This window comes from Bradyrhizobium niftali, assembly GCF_004571025.1.
Classification (GTDB): domain Bacteria; phylum Pseudomonadota; class Alphaproteobacteria; order Rhizobiales; family Xanthobacteraceae; genus Bradyrhizobium; species Bradyrhizobium niftali.
Window position 1 is genome coordinate 20,575 of record NZ_SPQT01000045.1, and the last position, 21,599, is coordinate 42,173.

18 protein-coding genes and 2 pseudogenes are annotated in these 21,599 nt (G+C 58.3%); 14 read left to right on the plus strand and 6 right to left on the minus strand.

What is annotated here, in order from left to right; translation table 11 throughout:
* Positions 1–441 precede the first annotated feature (441 nt).
* The 3 genes from E4K65_RS47940 to E4K65_RS49165 form a co-directional block, all read right to left on the minus strand.
* Positions 442–609, minus strand: a complete 168-nt coding sequence (locus tag E4K65_RS47940; RefSeq protein ID WP_167771606.1) for a hypothetical protein — start codon at positions 607–609, stop codon at positions 442–444.
* 487 nt (positions 610–1,096) lie between these two features.
* Complete coding sequence (locus tag E4K65_RS49160) at positions 1,097–1,696, minus strand: hypothetical protein (protein WP_235885983.1); 600 nt, start codon at positions 1,694–1,696, stop codon at positions 1,097–1,099.
* Positions 1,648–2,475 (minus strand): recombinase family protein, encoded by an 828-nt coding sequence (locus E4K65_RS49165; protein WP_235885984.1) that lies wholly within the window; start codon positions 2,473–2,475, stop codon positions 1,648–1,650. Before E4K65_RS49165 ends, E4K65_RS49160 begins: the two co-directional genes overlap by 49 nt.
* Positions 2,476–2,958: 483 nt before the next feature.
* Between E4K65_RS49165 and E4K65_RS42780 the strand changes: the two genes are divergently transcribed.
* The 7 genes and pseudogenes from E4K65_RS42780 to E4K65_RS42820 all read left to right on the plus strand — a co-directional run bounded on the left by E4K65_RS42780 (position 2,959) and on the right by E4K65_RS42820 (position 12,303).
* Positions 2,959–3,276 (plus strand): co-chaperone GroES, encoded by a 318-nt coding sequence (locus tag E4K65_RS42780; RefSeq protein WP_135179215.1) that lies wholly within the window; start codon positions 2,959–2,961, stop codon positions 3,274–3,276.
* A 141-nt stretch (positions 3,277–3,417) separates the two neighbouring features.
* A complete protein-coding gene (gene groL, locus E4K65_RS42785) occupies positions 3,418–5,067 on the plus strand; it encodes a chaperonin GroEL (protein ID WP_135179216.1) in 1,650 nt (549 codons plus the stop codon).
* 580 nt (positions 5,068–5,647) lie between these two features.
* Positions 5,648–6,031 (plus strand): hypothetical protein, encoded by a 384-nt coding sequence (locus E4K65_RS42790; RefSeq protein WP_135179217.1) that lies wholly within the window; start codon positions 5,648–5,650, stop codon positions 6,029–6,031.
* Between the two features lie 1,006 nt (positions 6,032–7,037).
* Positions 7,038–7,286, plus strand: coding sequence for an EAL domain-containing protein (locus E4K65_RS42805; protein ID WP_235885985.1), 249 nt, complete (start codon positions 7,038–7,040; stop codon positions 7,284–7,286).
* Positions 7,287–7,440: 154 nt separating this feature from the next.
* Positions 7,441–8,823: an HlyD family secretion protein gene (locus E4K65_RS42810; protein ID WP_135179219.1), complete on the plus strand. Its 1,383-nt coding sequence runs from the start codon at positions 7,441–7,443 to the stop codon at positions 8,821–8,823.
* Positions 8,820–10,752 (plus strand): annotated as a pseudogene (locus tag E4K65_RS42815) (glycosyltransferase). The gene E4K65_RS42810 and the pseudogene E4K65_RS42815 overlap by 4 nt, the downstream one beginning before the upstream one ends.
* A 1,197-nt stretch (positions 10,753–11,949) precedes the next feature.
* Positions 11,950–12,303 (plus strand): phasin family protein, encoded by a 354-nt coding sequence (locus E4K65_RS42820; RefSeq protein ID WP_135179220.1) that lies wholly within the window; start codon positions 11,950–11,952, stop codon positions 12,301–12,303.
* A gap of 120 nt (positions 12,304–12,423) precedes the next feature.
* On the opposite strand, the gene E4K65_RS42825 is transcribed toward E4K65_RS42820, so the two are convergent.
* Positions 12,424–12,786, minus strand: coding sequence for a hypothetical protein (locus E4K65_RS42825; protein ID WP_135179221.1), 363 nt, complete (start codon positions 12,784–12,786; stop codon positions 12,424–12,426).
* A gap of 22 nt (positions 12,787–12,808) precedes the next feature.
* Between E4K65_RS42825 and E4K65_RS42830 the strand changes: the two genes are divergently transcribed.
* From E4K65_RS42830 to E4K65_RS42840, 3 genes and pseudogenes are all read left to right on the plus strand, one after another.
* Positions 12,809–13,408 carry a hypothetical protein gene (locus tag E4K65_RS42830; protein ID WP_235885987.1) on the plus strand — a complete coding sequence of 200 codons (600 nt, stop codon included), beginning with the start codon at positions 12,809–12,811 and terminating at the stop codon, positions 13,406–13,408.
* 132 nt (positions 13,409–13,540) lie between these two features.
* The gene (locus E4K65_RS42835) at positions 13,541–14,275 is read left to right on the plus strand and encodes a DUF1236 domain-containing protein (RefSeq protein WP_235885989.1); all 735 of its coding nucleotides are present in this window, start codon (positions 13,541–13,543) and stop codon (positions 14,273–14,275) included.
* A gap of 565 nt (positions 14,276–14,840) precedes the next feature.
* Positions 14,841–15,995 (plus strand): annotated as a pseudogene (locus tag E4K65_RS42840) (AI-2E family transporter).
* A gap of 188 nt (positions 15,996–16,183) precedes the next feature.
* Here E4K65_RS42840 and E4K65_RS42845 read toward each other — a convergent pair.
* On the minus strand, positions 16,184–16,861 hold the full coding sequence (locus E4K65_RS42845; RefSeq protein WP_135179222.1) for a Crp/Fnr family transcriptional regulator: 678 nt from the start codon (positions 16,859–16,861) through the stop codon (positions 16,184–16,186).
* Between the two features lie 737 nt (positions 16,862–17,598).
* Here E4K65_RS42845 and E4K65_RS42850 point away from each other — a divergent pair.
* Together E4K65_RS42850 and E4K65_RS50115 are read left to right on the plus strand one after the other, a co-directional pair.
* Positions 17,599–18,093: a hypothetical protein gene (locus tag E4K65_RS42850; RefSeq protein ID WP_235885990.1), complete on the plus strand. Its 495-nt coding sequence runs from the start codon at positions 17,599–17,601 to the stop codon at positions 18,091–18,093.
* 27 nt (positions 18,094–18,120) lie between these two features.
* On the plus strand, positions 18,121–18,342 hold the full coding sequence (locus E4K65_RS50115) for a hypothetical protein (protein WP_430649055.1): 222 nt from the start codon (positions 18,121–18,123) through the stop codon (positions 18,340–18,342).
* Between the two features lie 796 nt (positions 18,343–19,138).
* Here E4K65_RS50115 and E4K65_RS42865 read toward each other — a convergent pair.
* Positions 19,139–19,615 carry a DUF1003 domain-containing protein gene (locus tag E4K65_RS42865; protein WP_235885992.1) on the minus strand — a complete coding sequence of 159 codons (477 nt, stop codon included), beginning with the start codon at positions 19,613–19,615 and terminating at the stop codon, positions 19,139–19,141.
* 566 nt (positions 19,616–20,181) lie between these two features.
* On the opposite strand from E4K65_RS42865, the gene E4K65_RS47945 reads away from it, so the two are divergent.
* Positions 20,182–20,328, plus strand: a complete 147-nt coding sequence (locus E4K65_RS47945) for a hypothetical protein (RefSeq protein WP_167771607.1) — start codon at positions 20,182–20,184, stop codon at positions 20,326–20,328.
* 302 nt (positions 20,329–20,630) lie between these two features.
* Positions 20,631–21,599, plus strand: a 969-nt coding sequence (locus tag E4K65_RS42870) for an AI-2E family transporter (RefSeq protein WP_135179225.1), incomplete at its 3' end; no start/stop codon positions are given.

Here is a 21,599-nt window from a genome sequence, read left to right on the forward strand (position 1 = left end):
AGCCGGACATGATCCGGCCAGCCGTCAGCATTTGGCTTTAGTGTGGTGGCCGCAGCGATAGTCGCGGCAATAGATCAGCACCCCGCGCACGTCCATCTCGCGGATCTCGCCGAAGGTTGGCGTGATTCATTAGCGCACGGGATGGGCCGCAAGCCGATCGGGCGCGCGTGGGCACTGATGAACGCTCTGCTATTCCGATAAGGGAGCTATATAGTCCCTGTGCAGGACAGTTGACCTCTTGGCACCATCGAACAGAATTATGATGCCGGTGGTGCGAGGGCTCACTTCGAAAACCGTACCGGTCTTGTTAGCGAAATATGGCAGCCGTTGCCTCCCAAGCTTGCTCATCTTGAAGCGGGCGCCGACGACAAACATGTTGTTCTGCTGGGCATTCATCGCGCTACTCCGCTAGTTCGTTCCGCAATGGCGCGATGCTGGCCGCTACACCGTGTCAGGCCAGTCATCCGGTCTTATACGCTTGGCTTGTTCTTCGGTGAGAAGCTGGACCAACGTTCGGTGACGAGCCTCGTCACGATGCGGGTCAGCTTCGCTGGCGGCGATCAGCTTCTTGTAACGAAGGATGTTTTCGTGATTGATGTAACCTTGCATTGCGCCCTCCCAAAGCTTGAGCAGCGTGGCGCGTGAGGAGTGAAACACAGCCATTTTCCGATGGGACTAGTGAGGCTGTCTGTTCAAAAGAGAACAGTTTTGATTTCCGGGAACCTAAATCTAGGCGGCGATGTCCGGCTTGCCGGTGGTGGTCGCGCCCCGACCTTTGACCTATCTCAACGTCCCGCGCGCCGCCGGTTTCGACCATCCCGCCCCATGACGAACCGCTGCATGGCACCATCTCCAAGATATGGGTCCTAACCGTTGGCTCTGAGTTCTCGCGAGACTAATACGCAGGTGTCCCGCGTTCTGTTCCGAAGTGAACATATCAAATCAGGCCACCGTGATTCTCAAAACTAGGCCACCGAGTCGAAAAAAGGCCCAGTGCCCCGCCCGGTACTAGTCGAACTAGGCAACTTGCCATTTCAAAACAGGGCACTGAATCATACAATGCCCCCAAGCTGAATGAATGCCTGGTGACGCTGCGCTAGCCCCGGAAAGTGCAATCCCCCGTACTGAGTAGATCGTGCGCCGCACCAGCGAATACAATGGCATCGAAACGTTCTACAAAACGTTCTACATGCTCCGAGGCCAATAACTTCAAGATATTGAGACTATGTGCGAATCTTCTACCAAAAAAGTAGTTTGGCCCCCTAGGGAGCGCCATTTGCGTACAAAACCGCGAACTGTTTTCGCGCATCAGCGAGCCGAAGCGCTCGATTTTCGATGTGTCGATGAGCGTTCTTCGTGATTGGTTATTGATCCGGTCGAGGGCGCTCCGCGCCAGATCTCGATCGGCCTTAAGGTCAGTAAGGCGAGCTTTCAGAACGTCATCGAGATCCGTGATCCCGTCTTCCACCAACGCGTAGAGGCGCCGGAGCTTCTCCTCGGTGGCAGCTACCTGTCGGGACAGTTGGTCGATGCGGTCCTGGACTTCGCCATCGGCTGCCGCCCGCTTCTGAACGATTTCCGCAAGGAGAGCGGTGATGCGATCGGGAACCAACAGACGATCGGCAATATGCCTGGTCACCAACTGGTCTAGCTTGTCCATTGGGATTGACCGACCCTTGCAGGCGGTTTTACCCATACGTGCAACTGCTGAGCAGGAATAGTAGCGATAACCCTGCCGGTTTTCGAGGTTCCGCTACGCATCGTCATGGCGCTGCCGCAACTGGCGCAGTGCGCAAGCCCCATCAGTAGAATCGGTCCCGTGGTCACCCTTGGCGGCGTCGTTCGTGGGTTGCGCGCCACAAGCGTGCGCTGAATTTCCTCAAAGGCGCTCCGCTCGACGATCGGCGCCACCTCCACAGCGATGATTTCCGTGACCGGTTTCTCGCGTCCGGTTTTTGCATGGCGCCGGTTGAAGCGCCACTCGCCGATATAGATCGGATTGGTCAGGAAGCGCGCGCCGAGCCGCGTTCGGACACCGCGCGCGTTCAAGGTCTTGACGATTTCCTTGATACCCAAAGGCCCCCTCCCTTCGTCGCCTTCCAGGTAAAGCTTGAAGATGAGCCGCACCGTCTCTGCTTCAACCGGGTCGACCACGAGGCGCTTCTTCGTCCGGTGGCCACGTTTCTCGACATCCTCGACAGCGTAACCGAGCGGCACGCGAGAGCCGTTGTAGAAGCCTTGGCGAGCGTTCTCCTTCATCGCTCGCAGCACATGCTTAGCATTCTCGCGGCTTTGGTACTTGCCCTGACGTTCAAAGCTGTCCTTGACGCGGGCGAGATGCCGGCTGGGCCGGTAGATGCCGTCGCCCTTGTCGGCGTTGACGGCAATGTTGTGGTCGGCCGACCGGTTCCCAGAGGCGGGAGGAGCTGGGCTGGCAGGTTGTCGCTGAATATGTCGGGCCCGGTGCCTCCGCAATGGACGATCAGCGGGCACCGCGTTGGATAGCGGCGGCAGGAGCTTCGGACGAAAGCGCGGGCTGGGCTTGTGAGCTTCGTGGGAGGGCTTTGCCAGCTTGCGCCATTGGACCGGACCGGCGTCATCCCGTCGAGGCTGACGCGTGCCGCGCGCCCTTTTTTTGCGCTTGGCCTACCTTAGCTTTCAAACGTAGCCCATCTCGAGCATTGAGCCCTCTATCTAAGACTTCAGCAACAGCCTTGCTGCGGATCTCTGAAAAGGACCTGCAACTCAAAGCAGAGAAGAAGATTGCAGAACTCACACCTTTGCATCCCGGCTCCCTAGCCGCCGTTGCCTTGGCAGCTAATTCGCGCTGCTCTCAGAATATCGTTTCGGGTCGGTCTTGTGCGCCCCCAGCGGCGGCTTATGTGCTGATAGCACTCGCTGGCCACGATTGCTATTTCATCCAAAGCAACAACAACAACGAGAAAACAGGAGGACAGCATGAAATTCCGTCCGCTTCACGACCGCGTCGTGGTCAAGCGTATCGAAGCCGAAGATAAGAGCACCGGCGGCATCATCATTCCGGACAGCGCTAAGGAAAAGCCCTCGCAGGGCGAGATCACGGCGGTTGGCCGAGGCGGCCGCGACGAAGCCGGCAAGCTGATTCCAATAGGCCTCCAGGTCGGCGACCGCGTGCTGTTCGGCAAGTGGTCCGGTACTGAGGTCAAGCTCGATGGTCAGGAACTGCTGATCATGAAGGAAAGCGACATTATGGGCGTTCTCGTCGATCTGCCTGCCGCGAAGAAGAAGGTTGCCTAAGCACCAGTCAGTTTTCCTCGTCCTGAGCCGTCGGCGCAGCCGGCGTCTCGCAGGATGAGGCCCGCAAGTTCAAATCCCGCTCCTTAAGAGCTCGCCCAGGCGCGATCATTGGGATCTGACCAGTCGAAAACGGAGATCATGATGTCGGCCAAAGAAGTCAAATTCGGCGTAGATGCCCGCGACAAGATGTTGCGCGGTGTCGAAATTCTCAACAACGCGGTCAAGGTCACGCTCGGTCCGAAGGGCCGCAACGTCGTGCTCGACAAGTCGTTCGGCGCTCCCCGCATCACCAAGGACGGCGTCACCGTCGCCAAGGAGATCGAGCTCGAGGACAAGTTCGAGAACATGGGCGCCCAGATGGTGCGCGAAGTCGCCTCCAAGTCCGCTGATGCCGCCGGCGACGGCACCACTACCGCCACCGTGCTCGCGGCTGCGATCGTCCGTGAAGGCGCCAAGGCGGTTGCCGCCGGCATGAACCCGATGGACCTGAAGCGCGGTATCGACCTCGCCGTGGAAGCCGTCGTCGCGGACCTCGTCAAGAACTCCAAGAAGGTCACTTCGAACGAGGAAATCGCCCAGGTCGGCACCATCTCGGCGAACGGCGACGCGGAAATTGGTAAGTTCCTCTCCGACGCCATGAAGAAGGTGGGCAACGAGGGCGTTATCACGGTTGAAGAAGCGAAGTCGCTCGAGACTGAACTCGAGGTCGTCGAAGGCATGCAGTTCGACCGTGGCTATATCTCGCCTTACTTTGTTACCAACGCAGACAAGATGCGCGTTGAGATGGACGACGCCTACGTCCTCATCAATGAGAAGAAGCTGTCTCACCTGAATGAATTGCTTCCGCTGCTCGAAGCCGTGGTGCAGAGCGGCAAGCCGCTTGTGATTATCGCGGAAGACGTAGAAGGCGAAGCGCTCGCGACTCTCGTCGTGAACCGTCTGCGTGGCGGTCTGAAGGTCGCGGCCGTCAAGGCTCCGGGCTTCGGCGATCGTCGCAAGGCCATGCTGCAGGACATCGCGATCCTGACCGGCGGCCAGGCGATCTCGGAAGATCTTGGCATCAAGCTCGAGAACGTTACCTTGAACATGCTCGGTCGCGCCAAGAAGGTGATGATCGATAAGGAGAACACCACCATCGTCAGCGGCGCCGGCAAGAAGGCCGACATCGAGGCGCGCGTCAATCAGATCAAGGCGCAGATCGAGGAGACCACCTCGGACTACGACCGTGAGAAGCTGCAGGAGCGTCTGGCCAAGCTCGCCGGCGGCGTCGCGGTCATCCGCGTCGGCGGCGCGACCGAGGTTGAGGTCAAGGAGCGCAAGGACCGCGTTGATGACGCGATGCATGCCACCCGCGCGGCCGTCGAGGAAGGCATCGTCCCGGGCGGCGGCGTCGCCCTGCTGCGCGCTTCCGAGCATCTCAAGGGGCTGCGCACCAAGAACGATGACCAGAAGACGGGTGTCGAGATCGTGCGCAAGGCACTATCGTATCCGGCCCGCCAGATCGCGATCAATGCTGGCGAGGATGGCTCGGTGATCGTCGGGAAGATCCTGGAGAAGGGTCAGTACGGCTACGGCTTTGACTCCCAGTCCGGCGAATACGCTAACCTGGTCACCAAAGGCATCATCGACCCGACCAAGGTGGTTCGGGTGGCGATCCAGAACGCGGCCTCGGTTGCGGCTCTCTTGATCACCACCGAAGCCATGGTCGCCGAAGTGCCGAAGAGGAACGCAGGCAGCGGCGCGCCTGCGGGTGGCGGGGGCATGGGGGGCATGGGAGGTATGGATTTCTAAGCGAGCCGGCTCATGACGCAGAATGGCAGAGAAGGAAACGGATGAACCGATTCCGAGAGGTAGAACGACTATCTGCTTAAAGAGAGCGCACGTGAGTTGAGATCGCCTGCGCACACCGCAGTCCGGCAAACTCTTCCAGGGAAGCTACTTTTCGCTTGCCGAGACGCCGAGGTGAGACTTGCTGTTCTATCGGCATCGACCGCGAAGTCCTCAAGCGAAAAGCCCGGCCACGATGGCCGGGCTGATCGGTAATACATTCCAAGTCAGGCAATGCACGGAAGAGATCGGGGAAAGATGTCGCCGTCTGTTCAAAAAGGAACACTCGAACCGATTCTGGCGCCACCAGCGCTCAACTACGAAAGGTAGAGATTTCACAAAGGCGCTGCATTTCCGGGAGCCCCGCTCCGGGCCCCGCGGGGCGGATACTCGCCGTAGGCACAGCGGCGAACGGGCGCATCGGGCCATCCCGCGACTGTCCGTACGCGATTGCGTGAGCAATTTGGTACAGACGCCGATCGCTCGACGTGTCTAGCCTTCTTAACGGGTGAAGTCGACTTACCTCTAGGTCAAGGTGAAAACGATGGAAATCTCCAGGGAGACAAAAGCTGCCGTGCGGCCGGCACTGTGGGGAGCCGTGGCCGGAGCAATTGCTCTGGCAATCGTGGGTTTCAGCTGGGGCGGCTGGGTGACGGGTGGGACCGCCGAGACGCTCGCAAGGAATAGTGCGGCGACGGCTGTCGTCGCAGCTCTCGCACCCATCTGCGTTGAGAAGTTTCGACAAGCCGCGGATGCATCGACGAACCTGGTTGAAATGAAGAAAGCGACCTATGCATGGGACCAGAGCAAGTTCGTTGAAAAGGGCGGTTGGGCCACGATGCCGGGAAGCACCGAGCCAAACTCGGCCGTTGCAAAAGCTTGTGCCGAATCGCTTGGTAGCAAGAAAGCTGTGGAGCTGCGCGGATAGTCAAGCAACTCGCGCGGCGGAAATTGTTGAGACGATCCTACTCTTGCAAGCTGATCTTGCAAGCTGATCTTGCAAGCTGGGCGAAATTGCGCGACGAATAGATAAACGTCGCCCCTTTGATCCGCCCTCCTGAATAGTAGCGGCTGGGCTGACACCCGTGTGCCGGAAGAGCCAACCGAGACTGCACGCGATTACCTTCCTGTCGTGTGGAGGACTTTTCCTTCTCGCGTATCTCCACTTTCCCAGGTGAGGGGCGTGCTTCCCACGCAACCGTTCCGCGAGTCAGAACGCTGCCTCAATAGCGCTGTCGTGTCCCCAAAATCGCACGGCGCGCCGCGTGCGATCATAAGAACGACTGTGATTTGGAACTCAATCACGGTTGAGGCCGATCAGTTGCCGGTACAGGAGACCGGTGCCCGGCACGATTTGCATCGAAAGATTTCGGATGCTCATAGCTTATCCTGTCCCGCGACGCTCACGTCGACATTGCGTGCAGGCGGTAGGCTGACAACATCGGACGTGGCCGAAGCTTGGCGCGAAGGGGGATGCTGAAGCGATCCAGTTGCGCCAACTCAAGTGGTTATACCGGAAGCGTCTTACAATGCCGCTCGATGCTGACGACGGCAAGAAAGTTGCGCTTGGCCTCGTTATTCTGCGAATAGGCACTATATCCTAGTCATCCCCGCGCGCCCGTCGGCTGTTATCGGTGACTGAGAGCTTGTGCTCCCGCCACGACCAAGAGGCGGTCAAATGTCGAATATCTCCAAGTTGAGCGAGTGGATGGTACCTCCCGTACTGCTGCCGATCTTGTTCGTGCTGCTGATCGCTGCTGTGGTGCTTATTCAGTGGTAGTTCCACCCGGCAGGCTAGCGCCGTCAGCTCCAGCCAATGGCTCATTAGGGCCGATTAAGGGAGCCAAATCGTTGTTAGCTTCTGAACTGAACATCAGGGCGGCAAACGCCCTGGATGGAGCTCGCAAGATGCCGCCGGTTGCCAGGTCGGAGCGGTGGTCAAGGCGATCATCGCGCTCGGACGCAGGCTGCACATGCGCGTAACGGTCGAAGGCGTCGAGACCGCCAGCCAGGCGGCGTTTCTCGATACGGCCGACGGTCATCAGGTCCAGGGGGTTTTCTTCGGCCGGCCGGTCCCGACCTCGGAGCTTGGCGCCAGCATTCTGGCGGGCTTCGCGAGGGCAATGCCGCCGGCTTCGCCTATGACCAAGCTGCACGTCGACAACGCCACGGCTGAACGGTAGCACGAACCTGCGCCTCAGTGGGGCGATGCGGTTCCGGCCATCCGCTACTGTAGAGCATTCTCGCCTTTCAGTAGCATTTGTCTCACCAACATCGCATTTTTCTTCCGCGGCCTGCATCTCTCGCCTAGGTTGCGCGTTGGTGATCATGTCTACCATGAAGAATCAACCGCGTTGCGACTCGGCATCCGAAGGCGGCGGTCCACACACCGTCGAATCTCCCACGGGATCGGTTGGCGTATCAAAAGGAGCGTACGATCTGCAGCTGGAGTTGGATGCGCATCTTAATCCCGGCAAGACGGAGGCCTCGGAGATTGACGCTCCAACCGCGAATGTGGCGCAATCCAAGCCGAGCCGGATACCACTGCGAGTTGTGAAGGCAGCTGCGGGCATCGCCATCGTCGCAGTATTCGGCTGGCTCCCGCTGAGAGCGCTTTTCCAGACGTCAAGCGTCGAAGCCGTCGTCAACTCGAGACTGGTGACATTGAGGTCGCCGATCGACGGCAAGATTTCAGCCGGCTCCTCTCTGTCGGGCGATCCAGGCATCGTTGCCGCGGGCACTTTCATCCTTCAGGTCGTCAACCCGCGCGGTGACCGCGTGCGGCTCGATGATTTGCGCAGCCAAATGTCCCGCCTGGAAAACGAGAGGCCAAGCCTCATTTCGAAGATAGCTTCGGCCCACGCAGCGCAGAAGGATCTGGCGCGTCAGGCGGCCCTGTTCACGGCGGGGCGCATCCGTCAGCTCGAGGCGCGCATCGCAGAAATCCAAACATCAATCGAAGCGGCCGCAGCGCGTCGCGAAGAGGCGGCGGCCGCGGTGGAAAGAGCTTCATCGCTTATCAAATCGGGCAGCGTTTCGTCTGTCGAGCTTGGGCGCTTGACGCGAGATCAAACCATTGCTCAGCAGACCGAAATCGGCGCGCGACGCCGCCTGGATGCAACCCAGGTTGAGCTCACCGCGGCGCGCGAGGGCACTTTCCTCGGCGACAGCTACAACGATCGTCCGAGCTCGGTGCAGCGTGAGGAGGAAATGCGGCAGCGGGCTGAAGGGCTCACCGCGGACGTAGCGCACGCTGATGCGCAAATCTCGTGGCTCATCGGCGAGATTGAATCAGAGCGATCTCGTTACATCAGCCGCTCCGAGGCGGACATCAAGTTCCCCATCGCCGGCCGAATATGGGAGGTCATGACGGCGCCTGGAGAGGACGTCCGGGCCGGACAACCGCTCATTCGTCTACTCGATTGTTCCGGCGCCGTGGTAACGGCGAACGTCACTGAGAGCGTGTATAACGGGCTGCAACTGGGATCTCTCGCGCATTTCCGGCCGAGCGCCGGCGGCCCCCAATTGGCTGGAACCGTCGTCAATCTCACCGGCTCCGCAGGGGTCGCAGCGAACCTTGCCATCAATCCCGATGCGCTGAGCAAGGAACCGTATCGTGCGACGATTTCGGTCCCCGACCTCAACGATGGCTCCAACGATTGTCCGGTCGGGCGAACCGGACGCGTCATCTTCTCGGGAGAGACTGCGAGAAAGCCATGATCCCCGCGCTGACGCCGGGCCTTATTGCGCTCGGGTCCTGCCTTGCCATCCTGCCCTGGCTCCGGCCTGGGAACTCTGCGGCGCGTTCCCTGATGATCGCAATCCTATTGCTGCTTATGATCCGCTATCTGGGATGGCGCATCACGTCCACGGTCCCGCCGGTCGGCTGGACCGCCGATTTCGTCGTGGGAGCGCTGTTCCTCATCGTCGAGGCTGCGTCACTCGCGGCGAGTGCACTGTCGCTGCTGTTTCTAAGCCGCACGACCGATCGAACGCCGCAAGTCGAAGCCAACAGGCGGTGGCTTGCCGGACGGCAAGCTCCGCTGATCGACGTATTCATTTGCACCTACAACGAGGAAACGTCGATCCTGGAGCGCACAATTATCTGCGCCACGGGAATGAATTATCCCAACTACCGTGTCTGGGTTCTGGACGACGGGCGGCGCGACTGGCTCGAAAAGCTTGCCGGCGAGCTCGGCTGCCGCTATCTGGCACGGCCCGACAACAAGGACGCCAAGGCCGGCAACATCAACCACGCTCTGCGGCACGTGACAGGGCTCGCCGATCCCCCCGACTTCATTTCGATCCTCGACGCCGATTTTGTTCCCATGCCCGAATTTCTCGCTCGCGCGATATGCCTGCTCCGCGATCCTGGCGTAGGCGTGGTGCAAACGCCTCAGCATTTCATCAATGCGGATCCGATCCAAACCAATCTGGCCGCGACCAAGGTCTGGCCGGACGAGCAGCGCTTCTTCTTCGATATTCTGATGCCATCGAAGGACGCCTGGGGCGTGGCTTTTTGCTGCGGTACGTCGTCGGTCATCAGGTTCTCATCCCTCGTGAAGATCGGCGGCTTTCCGACCGATTCCGTGACGGAGGATTACTTGCTGACGCTGCGGCTGAAGGAAATTGGCGCGCGCACGGTGTACCTGAACGAACGTCTGACCTTGGGGTTAGCCCCGGAGGGACTCAAGGAGTACATCACTCAGCGCAGCCGATGGTGTCTTGGCTTCATGCAGATCATTCGGGGGCGCAGCGGCCCCTTTTCCCGAAGATCGCAGCTGGATGTTGTCGACAGGCTGTCCCTCGTCGAAGCATTCATGAGCTGGACCTCGACCTATGTCATCAAGGTATTCGGTCTTGTCGTTCCGAGCCTTTATCTTCTCTTCGGCATCAAAGCCGTCCAGACGGATCTTTCCGTACTCCTCGAATATTTCCTGCCTTTTTATGTCTGGTATTCGCTCACCATTGCCTGGATTTCCCGCGGACGCTCCATGGCGGTGATGTCGGACGTCGCTCAATACATTGCACTGCCGGCGGTTCTCAAAGCCGTGGCGGCGGGGCTGCTCAAGACGCAGGGGCACAAATTCGAGGTCACCTCAAAGGGCGGGGATCGCAATCAACGCTTCATCGAATGGCCACTGCTCAGAGTATACGGCACCGCACTGGCGATCACGCTCGCCGGAATTGCCTATGCCTTCGTGCTTCATGCGCAAGGCGACATGATCGCCTATGGCGGCCTCGCGCTGGCCTGGAGTTTATACAATGCGGTCATCCTGACGATCGTCTGCTTGGTGTCCATCGAGCAGCCGCGGCGGCGAAAGGCCGAGCGGTTCGAGCGAACTGAGCCGGTTCTTTTCAATATCGGTGGGCGGTCCGGCATCTACCGCTTGGCAGACATGTCGATCACGGGTGCCCGCTTCGTGAGCAACAATCCCCCACCTGTTGGCGCTGCCGTTCATTGCACTCTTCGGGAGAGAACTGTCGCCGCTCTGGTCGTGCGGCGCACTGGGGATCCGGTTCGATGCGACCCTCAACACGCGCGTTGATCTCATTCGAGCTTTCTATTCCGGTGACTACGTCACCGCATTCACCGGAATACGCGCCGCCCCCCTAGGCAAAGCAATCATGATGCGGATGTTCGGGTGACTACGTCTGCCGGCGATATCGTTGGCTCAACGCTTCGCCGCTGCTCGGGCGGCTATGCGGAGCGGGTTGGGTAGCATGGCTCTCCCAGCATGATGTCATGCTGGTGGCGGCAAGAGCAAGCCGCAACGGAGAGCGTCGCGGCAGATCAGGGCCATAATAACTAAGCGCTCGCCGTTGAAACTGAGCAATATCGACCAGCGAATCGGTATCACTAAGTGTATGTATCCTCGGGGTAGGGCTGTTGGGAGGAAGGAATAATCGCCGAGGGAAAGCCGCCCACCTTTTGGCCCCAGAATCCGGACGACGACATGCAAATGATTGGCGCCCTTCGGCTCTCTCGAAAAGGAGGATATAGAGCTGAAAGAGCTGGTCGTGCGCCTTTCGGAGACCATCCTTCGATATGTCGAAGGGCGGCGCTGAGTTCGCGGATCGATGCGCTGAGCCAGATGTTCGTTGGAGCTGTGCAGGTCACGGCCGTTGCGAAGCCAAGCGTCGCACTCGGCTTCGTCGCCGCAATGCCCACATCGATGCTTTCAGGGCTTGATCGCTTCGGTTGCGCGCGTGCTATGTCGGCGCCCGCAGTTCGCCCCGAAACCAAGCTAAAGTATTTGCGCATTTCATCGGGTCGACTGCCTGGTCGAGGAGCTGGTGGATGACATCACAAGCGGGACATTCGAAGGTATGAATGCAAAAGCCGGCGTGACCGGGCGTAATGCGCGCCAGCATCATGCTTATCTGGCATTTGGGACACATCGGTCGCTGGATGGTCATGGAGCTAGCCTTGATCAGGGCGGGAGCGCGAAACTCCCAGTCACCGGTGGATGCCACTGCGAGCGGTGATGCACCATCGTGTAACTATGGATGCTGCCGCCGCTGACCAATATTGATCACCTCCCGAACTAGCGTCGGTTATCCCATACACGCGCTTTCACGATTCGACTCATTTTTCGAATACGCAACTGTCAGATCGTTCCCATGGATAGGCGTCCTACCGGCCCTGGCTGGCCTGTCTGCGCCGACGCGCCGCCGGCAGATGGCTAGCCGACCGGCCGATGAGAAATTCGCTGCGCGCGAGCAGCGGCCCGTTCGTCGTACGAACACACGCCGCGGAACAGACCAGCGAGAACTGAGGGTGCTTGAAGCAACCATTGGTGGCGCGCGACGTTGATCCACCACCAAACGAACAAGGAAACATAAATGTCAGATCAGATCCGGACAGACCAGAAGTTGCCGCACCAACCGAATGGCAATGATCAACTCAATACAGGAGCTTCGTCCAGCGCCTTGCCTGGGGGCTTCGTTGCGATTGCCAGTGCTTACGGGGACTACACGAAGAAGTCGCTTGAGGACGCGAAACTGTTTGTTGAGATGCTCTCGGGCGTAAAGTCGCTCGACAAGGCGATTGAAATTCAGGCCGACTTCGCCAAGGCAACTTATGACACGTTCGTTGCGGAGTCGCAGAAGATCGGCGCGCTTTACGGCGATCTTGCCAAGCAGTCGTACAAGCCATTCGCAGAGCTTGTTGCAAGGATGACCCCGACAAATCGGTAACATGTCTGTCCCGCGGTGCCGGAGCAAAGTGGCTCTGGTTCATCGCGAGGCGTAACTAAGCTTGGCAAACGAGCCGCCGTGAGGAGCATTATGGCCAGTGTCAATCCGATTTTCGAAAGCTCATCCGTTGACCCAGAGCAGGTAACCGCCGTGAACGCGGCGTACGACCTGGCATGTCGAACGCTTCAACACATCGGCCAGCTGGAGGTAGATCGGGAAATCATTGCCAGGAGAATTGTACAGGCAGCAGGCGACGGCGAGCGCGATGCCGACAAGCTGTGCGAGCGTGCCATCCATGGACTGACCGCGCTCGACTATCGGCAGCATAGCACCTAAAGGCCCGAACGATCCACCGGGCGGCAGCGAAGCTCCGACAGCGGGCCGAACAAAGGTTCCGTGGTGGTTTTGTAATCCGTCGCTTTGGCCGGTGAACTTATGATGGGTTCGCGCTTTGGTTCGTCGGAGAACCAGCTTGCGCCGCATATTCAGATCCTCTGTATTTCTGATGGCCGCCGTCTACTTCTTGGTGGATGTCGTGCTTTTCGCTCTCGCCAAGCCTGCACTTCGCTGGCTGGCGGATTGCTGGGTGTTTGAGAGCGTGCGGGCGTGGATTGTGTCGCTTCGGCCGTATCCGACCTTGGCATTGTTCATTGTGCCGGTTATTTTGCTGGAGCCTGTCAAGCCAATCGCAGCTTACCTGATGGCGACAGGCCACTTCGTTGAGGGACTTATGGTCCTCATCTTTGGCGAGCTCCTCAAATTCTTGCTTGTTGAGCGGCTTTTCAAACTTAGCCGCGAGAAACTTATATCAATTCCTGCTCTCGCTTGGTGCTACGACAAGTTCTGTCAAGCCCAGGATTGGGTCGCCACTCTGCAGGCATGGCAACTCACGCGCCGCTTAAGTGTGCTTGCCAAGCACGCTATTCAAAACTACGTCCTCGAATTTACGACCGCGCAGAAGCAAAAGAGGCGTTTTTTGCGAGCGCGCTTAGTGCCTGTTCGAGAGCCAATAGCCGTTTTGGGTTTAGATGGCACAGCGCAGTTATTTACGCCAGTAATTCAGCTAGACGCGAGAGCGCGTCCGGGAGCCCGAACGAAAGGCTGAATGTAATCGTCGTCAATTGACGGCGCCTATCTTCCAACCGAAGACATCAGCGGAACTACAGTCTGTTGAGACCGTTCCACCCTATGGCCGACGCTCGTCGGCATAGACTCGATTTGAATTGGAAAATATCAGATGAAGAAGTCCTTAATGGCGTCTGCGGCCGTTGCCGCCCTATTGGCCACGACCGGGCTTGCGACAGCGCAAGGCGCCGCTCAAGGAGCAGCGAAGGAAGCCCCGGCTGCCGCCTCGCCTAAAGGCGATACTGCGGTGCCGATGAACGCACCAGCGGCAGGCGCTGCGTCAAAAGAGGGTAAGCCTCAACATGTGCAGGTCAAGCCGGACGCAAAAACGACCGGCGACATGAAAGCCGAGGGCCAGTCGAAGGCATCGGACTCGACTGCTCCGACCGCCACTTCGAAGGACATGAAGAATCCGACCGCTGAATCGAAGTCACTTTCTGACAGCAAGACGGCAAGCGAGCAGAAAGCCGACAGCAAGGCAAAGGCCGTTGATTCGACCGCCACCTCAAAGGACTTGAAAACGCCGACTGCCGAGACCAAGCCCTCGACTTCCGACAGTAGGACGACGGGAAATGCGGCAACCTCGGCGACGGCATCGCCTCCCGCCGAGAAGCGCACCCAGATAACCTCGGCGATCAAGCAAGAGAAGGTCGAGGAAGTAACGAACGTGAATTTCAATCTCTCGATCGGAACGGCTGTCCCAGCCGGTGTCCGGTATTACCCGATGCCGTCACGTATCGTGGAAATCTATCCGGAATGGCGTGGATACGACTTCATCCTCGTGCACGGCAAGTACATCATCCTTCGCCCGCGCACGCATGAGATCGTTTACATCATTGAGGGTTAGGCGAGCTCGGCAACCACACGACAAGCAGCTACAAAACGCGAGAGGGCGGCTCAAGAGCCGCCCTCAACATCTGAACCGGGCGCTGCGCGTGGTGCTGTTTTCTCGCGTGTCTTCTTGCGAAAGCGAGCAATATTGACCAGCGCAGAGGGAACCCAAAAAGCTAGGTTGTTTGGATCACCGCCCTACCATAGGCAACAGTCGGTGACTGAGAGTGTCGCGCTCCCGCCTGGTTCTCAAGGGGAGTATCATGCTGTCTAGTCAATCCAATCCGAGGCTTAGTGCCGCAGACTTCAGAATTCATAGCTGCTCGCGATGCCGCACTCCGATGACGTTGGTCTGCATCGAACCGGACAAGTCCGGTTTTGATCTGCGCACCTTTAAATGCGCAAGGTGCGGTCACGACGAAGTCCTCCTCGCTGCAATTTAGGCGGGCTTCGTAAGCCGCTTGTTTGCCTGCCTGAGGAGCGGAGCAAAAGCTTCACGCCTGTGCTCTTGCGAAGCCTGACGCTGAAAGGGGGGTGATTGGCACCGAGGAGATGATCCGCTCATCTCCAGAGGGAAAACCATGGTTGCCGTCGTACCGCCGCCGCAGGGTCCTCCCATCCCGCTGGATGTCGATCCGCCAGAGCCACACGCTGCGGCAATCGAGGCTGCCAATGAGACGGAGATGCCGCTTCCATCTGATCCGCGGACGTTCTTTCTCGGTGGCCTGTTCGGATTAGGTGTCCTTGCGGCGCTCTACGTGGCAAGCTCGATCATCCTTCCAGTCATGCTTGCACTCGTGCTGAATCTCCTGCTTCAACCCGCTGTCCGCCTCTTGGGGCGTTAGCATCTCCCCCGGGCTGTCGGAGCGCTCTTCACCGTCTTTCTGGTCATTGGAGCGCTTGTAGGACTGGTGGCGGCGTTATCGGTACCGGCCACGACCTGGGCTGAGCGGCTGCCCGAGGGCATCCCGCGCCTGGAGGCACACCTACGGCTTGTCAGCGGGCCGATCCAAGCGTTGCAAAAGGTCATCCAACAGGCCGAGCAGGCTGCAGATGCTCCGCCTGGCAGGGGGTCAATTGTGTCGGTTCGCCGCGATCTGGGCATAACGGGTGTCCTTTTCGCAGGCACGCGCTCCGTACTCGATGGCCTGTTTACGACGGTCTTGGTGCTCTATTTTCTTTTGGTCGCGGGCAACATATTCCTCCGACGCGTCGTTGAAATCCTGCCGACCTTCAGCAACAAGCGACAAGCCGTCGATATCTCTCAGCAGATCCAAGAGGACATATCAGGATATCTCCTGACCATCACGGCCATGAACGCGGCTGTGGGTATCGCGACGGCGGCTGCGATGTATCTTTGCGGCCTGGGAGACCCTTTGTTGTGGGGCGCCACCGCCTTCCTGCTCAACTATATTCCGATTTTGGGGCCGCTTTTCGGGGTCTGCATCTTCGTGCTGGTCGGAATGCTGAGCTTCGAGAGCTTGTGGTGGTCCTTGCTGCCGCCGGTGCTCTACCTCGGCATTCATCTCGTTGAGGGCGAAACACTAACGCCCATGTTGCTTGCGCGGCGCTTCACGTTGAACCCGGTGCTGATTATCCTGTCGCTGGTGTTCTGGTTCTGGATGTGGGGCGTGCTTGGTGCGATCTTGGCTGTGCCGATGCTGGCTATTCTGAAGATCATCTGTGACAGGTTGCGCCCACTAAAGGCGCTGGGGCATTTCCTCGAAGGGGAATAGTGACGTCGGCCAACGATTTCACGCACCTTTTTGGTGCGCCGGATCTCGACCTCGCATCCCTGGCGGAACGAGCACCGTCGGCGCGACTTGGTGAGGGGCGACCGGATGCATATGCCCCCCAAGCATCCGATGAAATGACGGCCTCAGCACGCCCCCACGCCCTGGGGTCGTTCCTTGGGACCGCCCTGCTAATCGCGCTCTCTCAGCAGGGGCTTCTCATGCAAAACCGCGCTCAACAGCGAATTGTGGACCTCGATGTGCCCATTATAGCTGATGAGGCCCAGCCTGCGAAACTTGTTCATGAAATAGCTCACGCGGGATCGCGTCGTCCCGATCATCTCGGCCAATGTCTCCTGACTGATATTCGCGCTGATCGGCTGCGGACTGCCCTCCTTGCCAAAATTCGCGAGCAGCAACAACAGTCGAGCAAGCCGCCGCTCGCTCGAATTGAAGAGCTGGTCGATCAGGTCCTCCTCAATCCGACCGTTCCGGGTCAGAAGATAGGACATGAAGAGCTGTGAAAATTTCGGTTCGTCGCGAATAGCCGCCATCATCGCGTCTTTGGTGATTGACGTGATAACGCAATCTTCCATGGCTGTTGTTGTCGCGATGCGTAATGGATGACCATTCATGCATCCTTCGCCAAAGAATTGGCCGGGCTCCAGAATTGCGACGACCGCTTCCTTGCCCTGCTCAGACACGACCGTTAGCTTGACCCTGCCTTTTTGAATGTAAAACACCGAGTCTGCGACGTCGCCTTGCTCGAACACGTGCCGGTTTTTCGGAAGCTCGAGAAACGTTTTCCCTGCGCCCACTTTGGCGAGGAATTTTTGGGGGTCAAAGACGTCCTTGATTGGCTTTGCCACGGAAGCCTCCTTTGACTCGCAAACCTGCCCGATCTCGGTTAACTGCCAAGCGCCCGGGCACGAGCTGTTTTAGCCAGCTAATCACTTGCGGGGCTTGCTCCGTTCTCAGACATTACCTGCTGATTATCAGCAGTTCTACGGAAAAAAGCCCGACTTCTTTGAGCGCGTCAGTTCGCTGGCCGCCGGCGACAGAATGCTCGCCTCAGATCGGCGGAGCGAGGCAATGCGCGTCTTATGGGAGTGGCTCGCCGTCAGCCTGTCGCCTTCGGCGCACCGTTGGCTGTTTCGGTATCAGCCATTTCTTCATGTCTGCGGCGAAGCGAAGTTGCGGCGCGCTTCTGATGGCTTTGCATCGCATCAAGCCGGGCGGCAACTTCTCTGCCTGTGCCAAAGCCTCAGATGCCCGGGCAGCCCAATCGTTACGATCGAGATGATTGGGCGGTGATTCTGTCATGTCATCCTTGTTACTTTGGGTCTCAAGCCGCTGCGTCGTGAATCGGGATGAGACGGAAGCACGATCGAACTCTCCGGTGTTCACGGATGCCGATGATCGTGGGGTGATGCGGCAGTATGCTGGTTCGGCAGCCCAGCCCCCTGGTCAATATTGCTCACTCTTGTGCCATCTTATTTGTACGCCGGGGCCTCGTTATTCGAACCTTTGATCCCCATATTTAGGCAAGTTCGACCATCGAGGATGGTCGGAGATGGGCCGAGACTTTCAAACGAAAGGGCCCGGCATGTTTAAATCTCAGCAGTATCGTGCAAAAGCAGCCGAGTACGACGAACTGATTAAGCGTTCGACCGACCCGGATGAGGTCCATAGATTTCAAAAGCTGCAGCACCGATTTGCCTCGCTCGCCGATAACGAGCAGGGACTGGCGGACGAGTATGACAATGCTGTGCAGGTGGCGGAACAGGACCGATCGCACGGCGTAGCCCTTGAAGAGCTTATTCTGCGGTGTCTTGGCGCAGCCATCATCATGCAATGGAATGCTCTGCCGACGACGCTGCAACGGGAGATCTTCGACACCGCCGGGTCGATTGGCAAGTTACTGGAGACAGCGGCGCTCCGCGGCCAAATCGCCCGATTTCTTCACAACCACAAGGATGATGCCGGTCGCGGCAAATTGCCGTTAACAGAAGACATGCCTACCGATGCGAGATCGCGCACTTTGGCTCTGTCACGGTGGGACAACGAGGGAGGCGCAGTCCGCGATGGTCTGCCGATGTAAATAAACGCCGATAACAGGAGAACTCCCATGTCACTTACACAGTTTCGAGTCGATGACGGACAACACACCATGGACGGGCTACGGCTTCTTGCTCGGGATGGAAATGAACAGATCGAGGCGTTCATGGGCCGGAAGGTGATGGACGTTTGGGCGGAGTCTGTCGAGCGTCGCGGACGACGACAAAGTCTGTTTCGCGATCAATACAATAAAGTCTGTTTCGCGATCAATACAATGCCCTTGGCAGACTGAACCTTGCCGCACTTCAGCGGATTGTGAGTGCGAAATACGAGCGAGGCGCTGCATTCAATCGCCAGCATCCCTTTGTCGAGGTTCTATTCTCTGACGTTTCGGAAAGCGGCGAGACGTTAAATTTAAGTGAACTCGTGCGAGAGGAGTTGCCGCCGGCATTTCATAGGATGACCTGAAATTTGCGGCACGAGAGTGCCGCGAGAGATGCTGGCCGAGGCCGTCCGCAACATCCAACACGAGACAAAGCGCCCGCCGAGAGTGATCGCGGGCGAAGGCCTTCCTACCTGAGTCCAATACCTGAGCCCAAAGAATTAAACGCCCGCCATGCGGGCGTCACTCTGCACGATATTGGTTCCTGCCAAGGGAACGACGCGCGCCCCGCCGCATTATCAATCATCGCGATAAACGCGATCTGAGGGATAACCCATCATGAAACGGTTTCTATTAATCGGAGTTGCAGCTTGCAGTTTTGCGCTCGTTCCAATTCTGTCTGCATCGGCAATGCCGAGCGCAAATCCGAATGCACTTGTCGGCACCGACACCTCGATCATCCAGGTGCACGGCTGGGGCCATCACGGAGGCCGAGGTCATCACTACGGATGGGGTCGAGGCCATCACTACGGGTGGGCCCACCATCGTCGTTGGTGAAGCATCACTGGCGAATGATGATGATTCTCGTGGAAGCCGCCAGTCTGGCGGCTTCGTTTTTTGCGACAGTTCGCATCGGAGGCACCGATTGGCCGGACGACAAGCATCAACGTGGCTCAACTGGCCGGTCAGCGACTAACAAGCTCAGCTAGGTCTTACCTGGCACCCGTCCGGCCTCGATAGCAGCGACAAGCTCGGGCGCGAGGTGCGCGGACAAACGCTGAATGATGTTGAGCAACTGCAGGATTTCTTGCTCACGCAGGGCGTCAATCTTGTTGTGTAGCAATTCGATCTCTAGTTCAGCCTTCACGTTTATCCGGTAATCGTGTTCGGCGTGCCTGCGGTCAATCTCCGATTGCCGGTTCTGGCTCATCATGATGATGGGTGCTGCGTAGGCTGCTTGGAAAGAAAGCACCAGGTTGAGCAAGATAAAGGGATAAGGGTCCCAGTGGTTGATGAATGCAATCATGTTCAGAATGATCCAAATGCCGAGTAAGACGCTTTGGATGATGATGAAGCGCCAGGAACCAACTGTTTCAGCGACCCGGTCGGCAAGCATCGCGCCCGGCGTCAGTGCGAGCTTGGGGACATTGCGGGCTGGCTTTTGCGACCGAAGGTCTCGCAATCGCTCTTGGTCTTCCTAGCTTAAATGCACTTTGTGGCTTTGCTCGTCGGTCATTCGTCGCATCCACAGTTAAGAGAGGTCTTCCACACATAGAGGTTGCGCATCGCGTTTTGAACTAAGCTCGGCTCGGTCTAATTCCCGCTCTGTTCGAAATAAGTCGTGAATGATCTTGCAGAATTCCTGTTTCGTTAAAGTTTCGTGCGTGAGCAATTTTGACCATAAGCTCGCCTTGCGCTGTGACATAGTAGTTTAGTGGTTCTCGGCATCTTTCGGTGACTGAGAGTGTTGTGCTCACGCCTGATCTTGGGGGCGGGCATCATGCCCGAAATTCAGCCCAGCCAACTTCAGCCTGTCAAGTTGAGGTGCTGCTTCCAAACGAGCGCGGCAGACTCGCCTTAAAGCCATGAGTTCTGCGTGTTTAATTTCCCCGGTCCCAAGGGATGTCTGCAGGCGCACATCCTCCGGACTTTAGAAAGTTCGGAAGACCCTATGAAGTCGGACGTGTGGCACGCATGGATTGCGGGCGTCTGCCGACTCAAGTTCTTCGCGAATGAGGGAGGTCAGCTATGGAGGAGTTCATTCACCGAGAGAACCTGGCCCTGTTCAAGAAACGTCTTGCTGAACCGCACAGTGAAGCGGAGCGGGGAGTGCTCTTGAAGTTGCTGGCGGATGAGCAAGCGAAACAGCCTCCGCAGAAAAAGGGCGTTCTCTAGTTGCGTTGAAACTGCACTAAGGAACGGTCGCTCAGGAAAAATGAATATGGGTGCAGCACTCAGGCCCGATCTATAATTCTGATTACATCGGATGGCGTGTTCGCTCAACCGAAAACGGGGCTTGGTACTGGAGTGGTAAAAGCGCTGGCAAAAACAACTTGATGCTCAAGTGGTGACATTGAGCGGAGCTTTGGGAACGAAAGTTTCGGTTACGCACGCCAAGTTTGCGGCCACGTAATTTATGCGGGCACGCCGCACCCGAAGCGCGCCGAGGTCGTTGCTTGTTCGGAAGGATAACCCCAATGGTTGCCGCCAAACGACCTCCAGAGCGTTCCTCATTGACGCCCGTACCGGACGATAACCCGTCAGAGCCAAATGCCGCGGTGACGGAGGTCGTCGACGAGACGGAGATGCCGCTGCCATCCGATCCGCGCACGTTCTTTCTAGGTGGTTTATTCGCGCTGGCTGCCTTGGCGGCGCTCTACGTGGCGAGCTCGATCATCCTTCCCGTCGTGCTCGCCCTCGTATTGAATCTCCTTCTTCAACCCGCTGTCCGTCTGTTGGGGCATGTGCATGTGCCTCGCGCGGTCGGAGCGCTCTTGACCGTCTTCCTGGTCATTGGAGCACTTGTAGGGCTCGTGGCGGCCTTATCGGTACCGGCCGCGACCTGGGCGGAGCGGCTGCCCGAGGGCATACCGCGCCTGGAGGCACACTTGGAGGTTATAAAAGGGCCAATCCAGGCTTTGCAAAAGATAATCCAACAGGCCGAGCAGGCGGCAGACGCTCCCCCTGGCCGGGGTTCGATCGTTTCGGTTCGCCGCGACCTTGGCATAACGGGCGCACTTTTCGCAGGGACGCGCTCCGTCCTCGATGGCCTGTTTACGACCGTCTTGGTGCTCTATTTTCTTTTGGTGGCCGGCAACATATTCCTTCGACGCGTCGTCGAAATCCTGCCGACGTTCAGCAACAAGCGGCAAGCCGTCGATATCTCTCAGCAGATCCAGGAGGACATATCGGGCTATCTGGTGACGATCACGGCCATGAATGCCGCGGTGGGCGCCGCGACGGCGGCCGCGATGTATCTTTGCGGCCTGGGAGATCCCTTGTTGTGGGGCACCACAGCCTTCCTGCTCAACTACATTCCAATTATAGGGCCGCTATTCGGGGTCTGCATCTTCGTGTTGGTCGGATTGCTGAGCTTCGAAAGCTTATGGTGGGCCTTGCTGCCACCGGCCATTTACCTTGGAATTCACCTGGTGGAGGGCGAAACA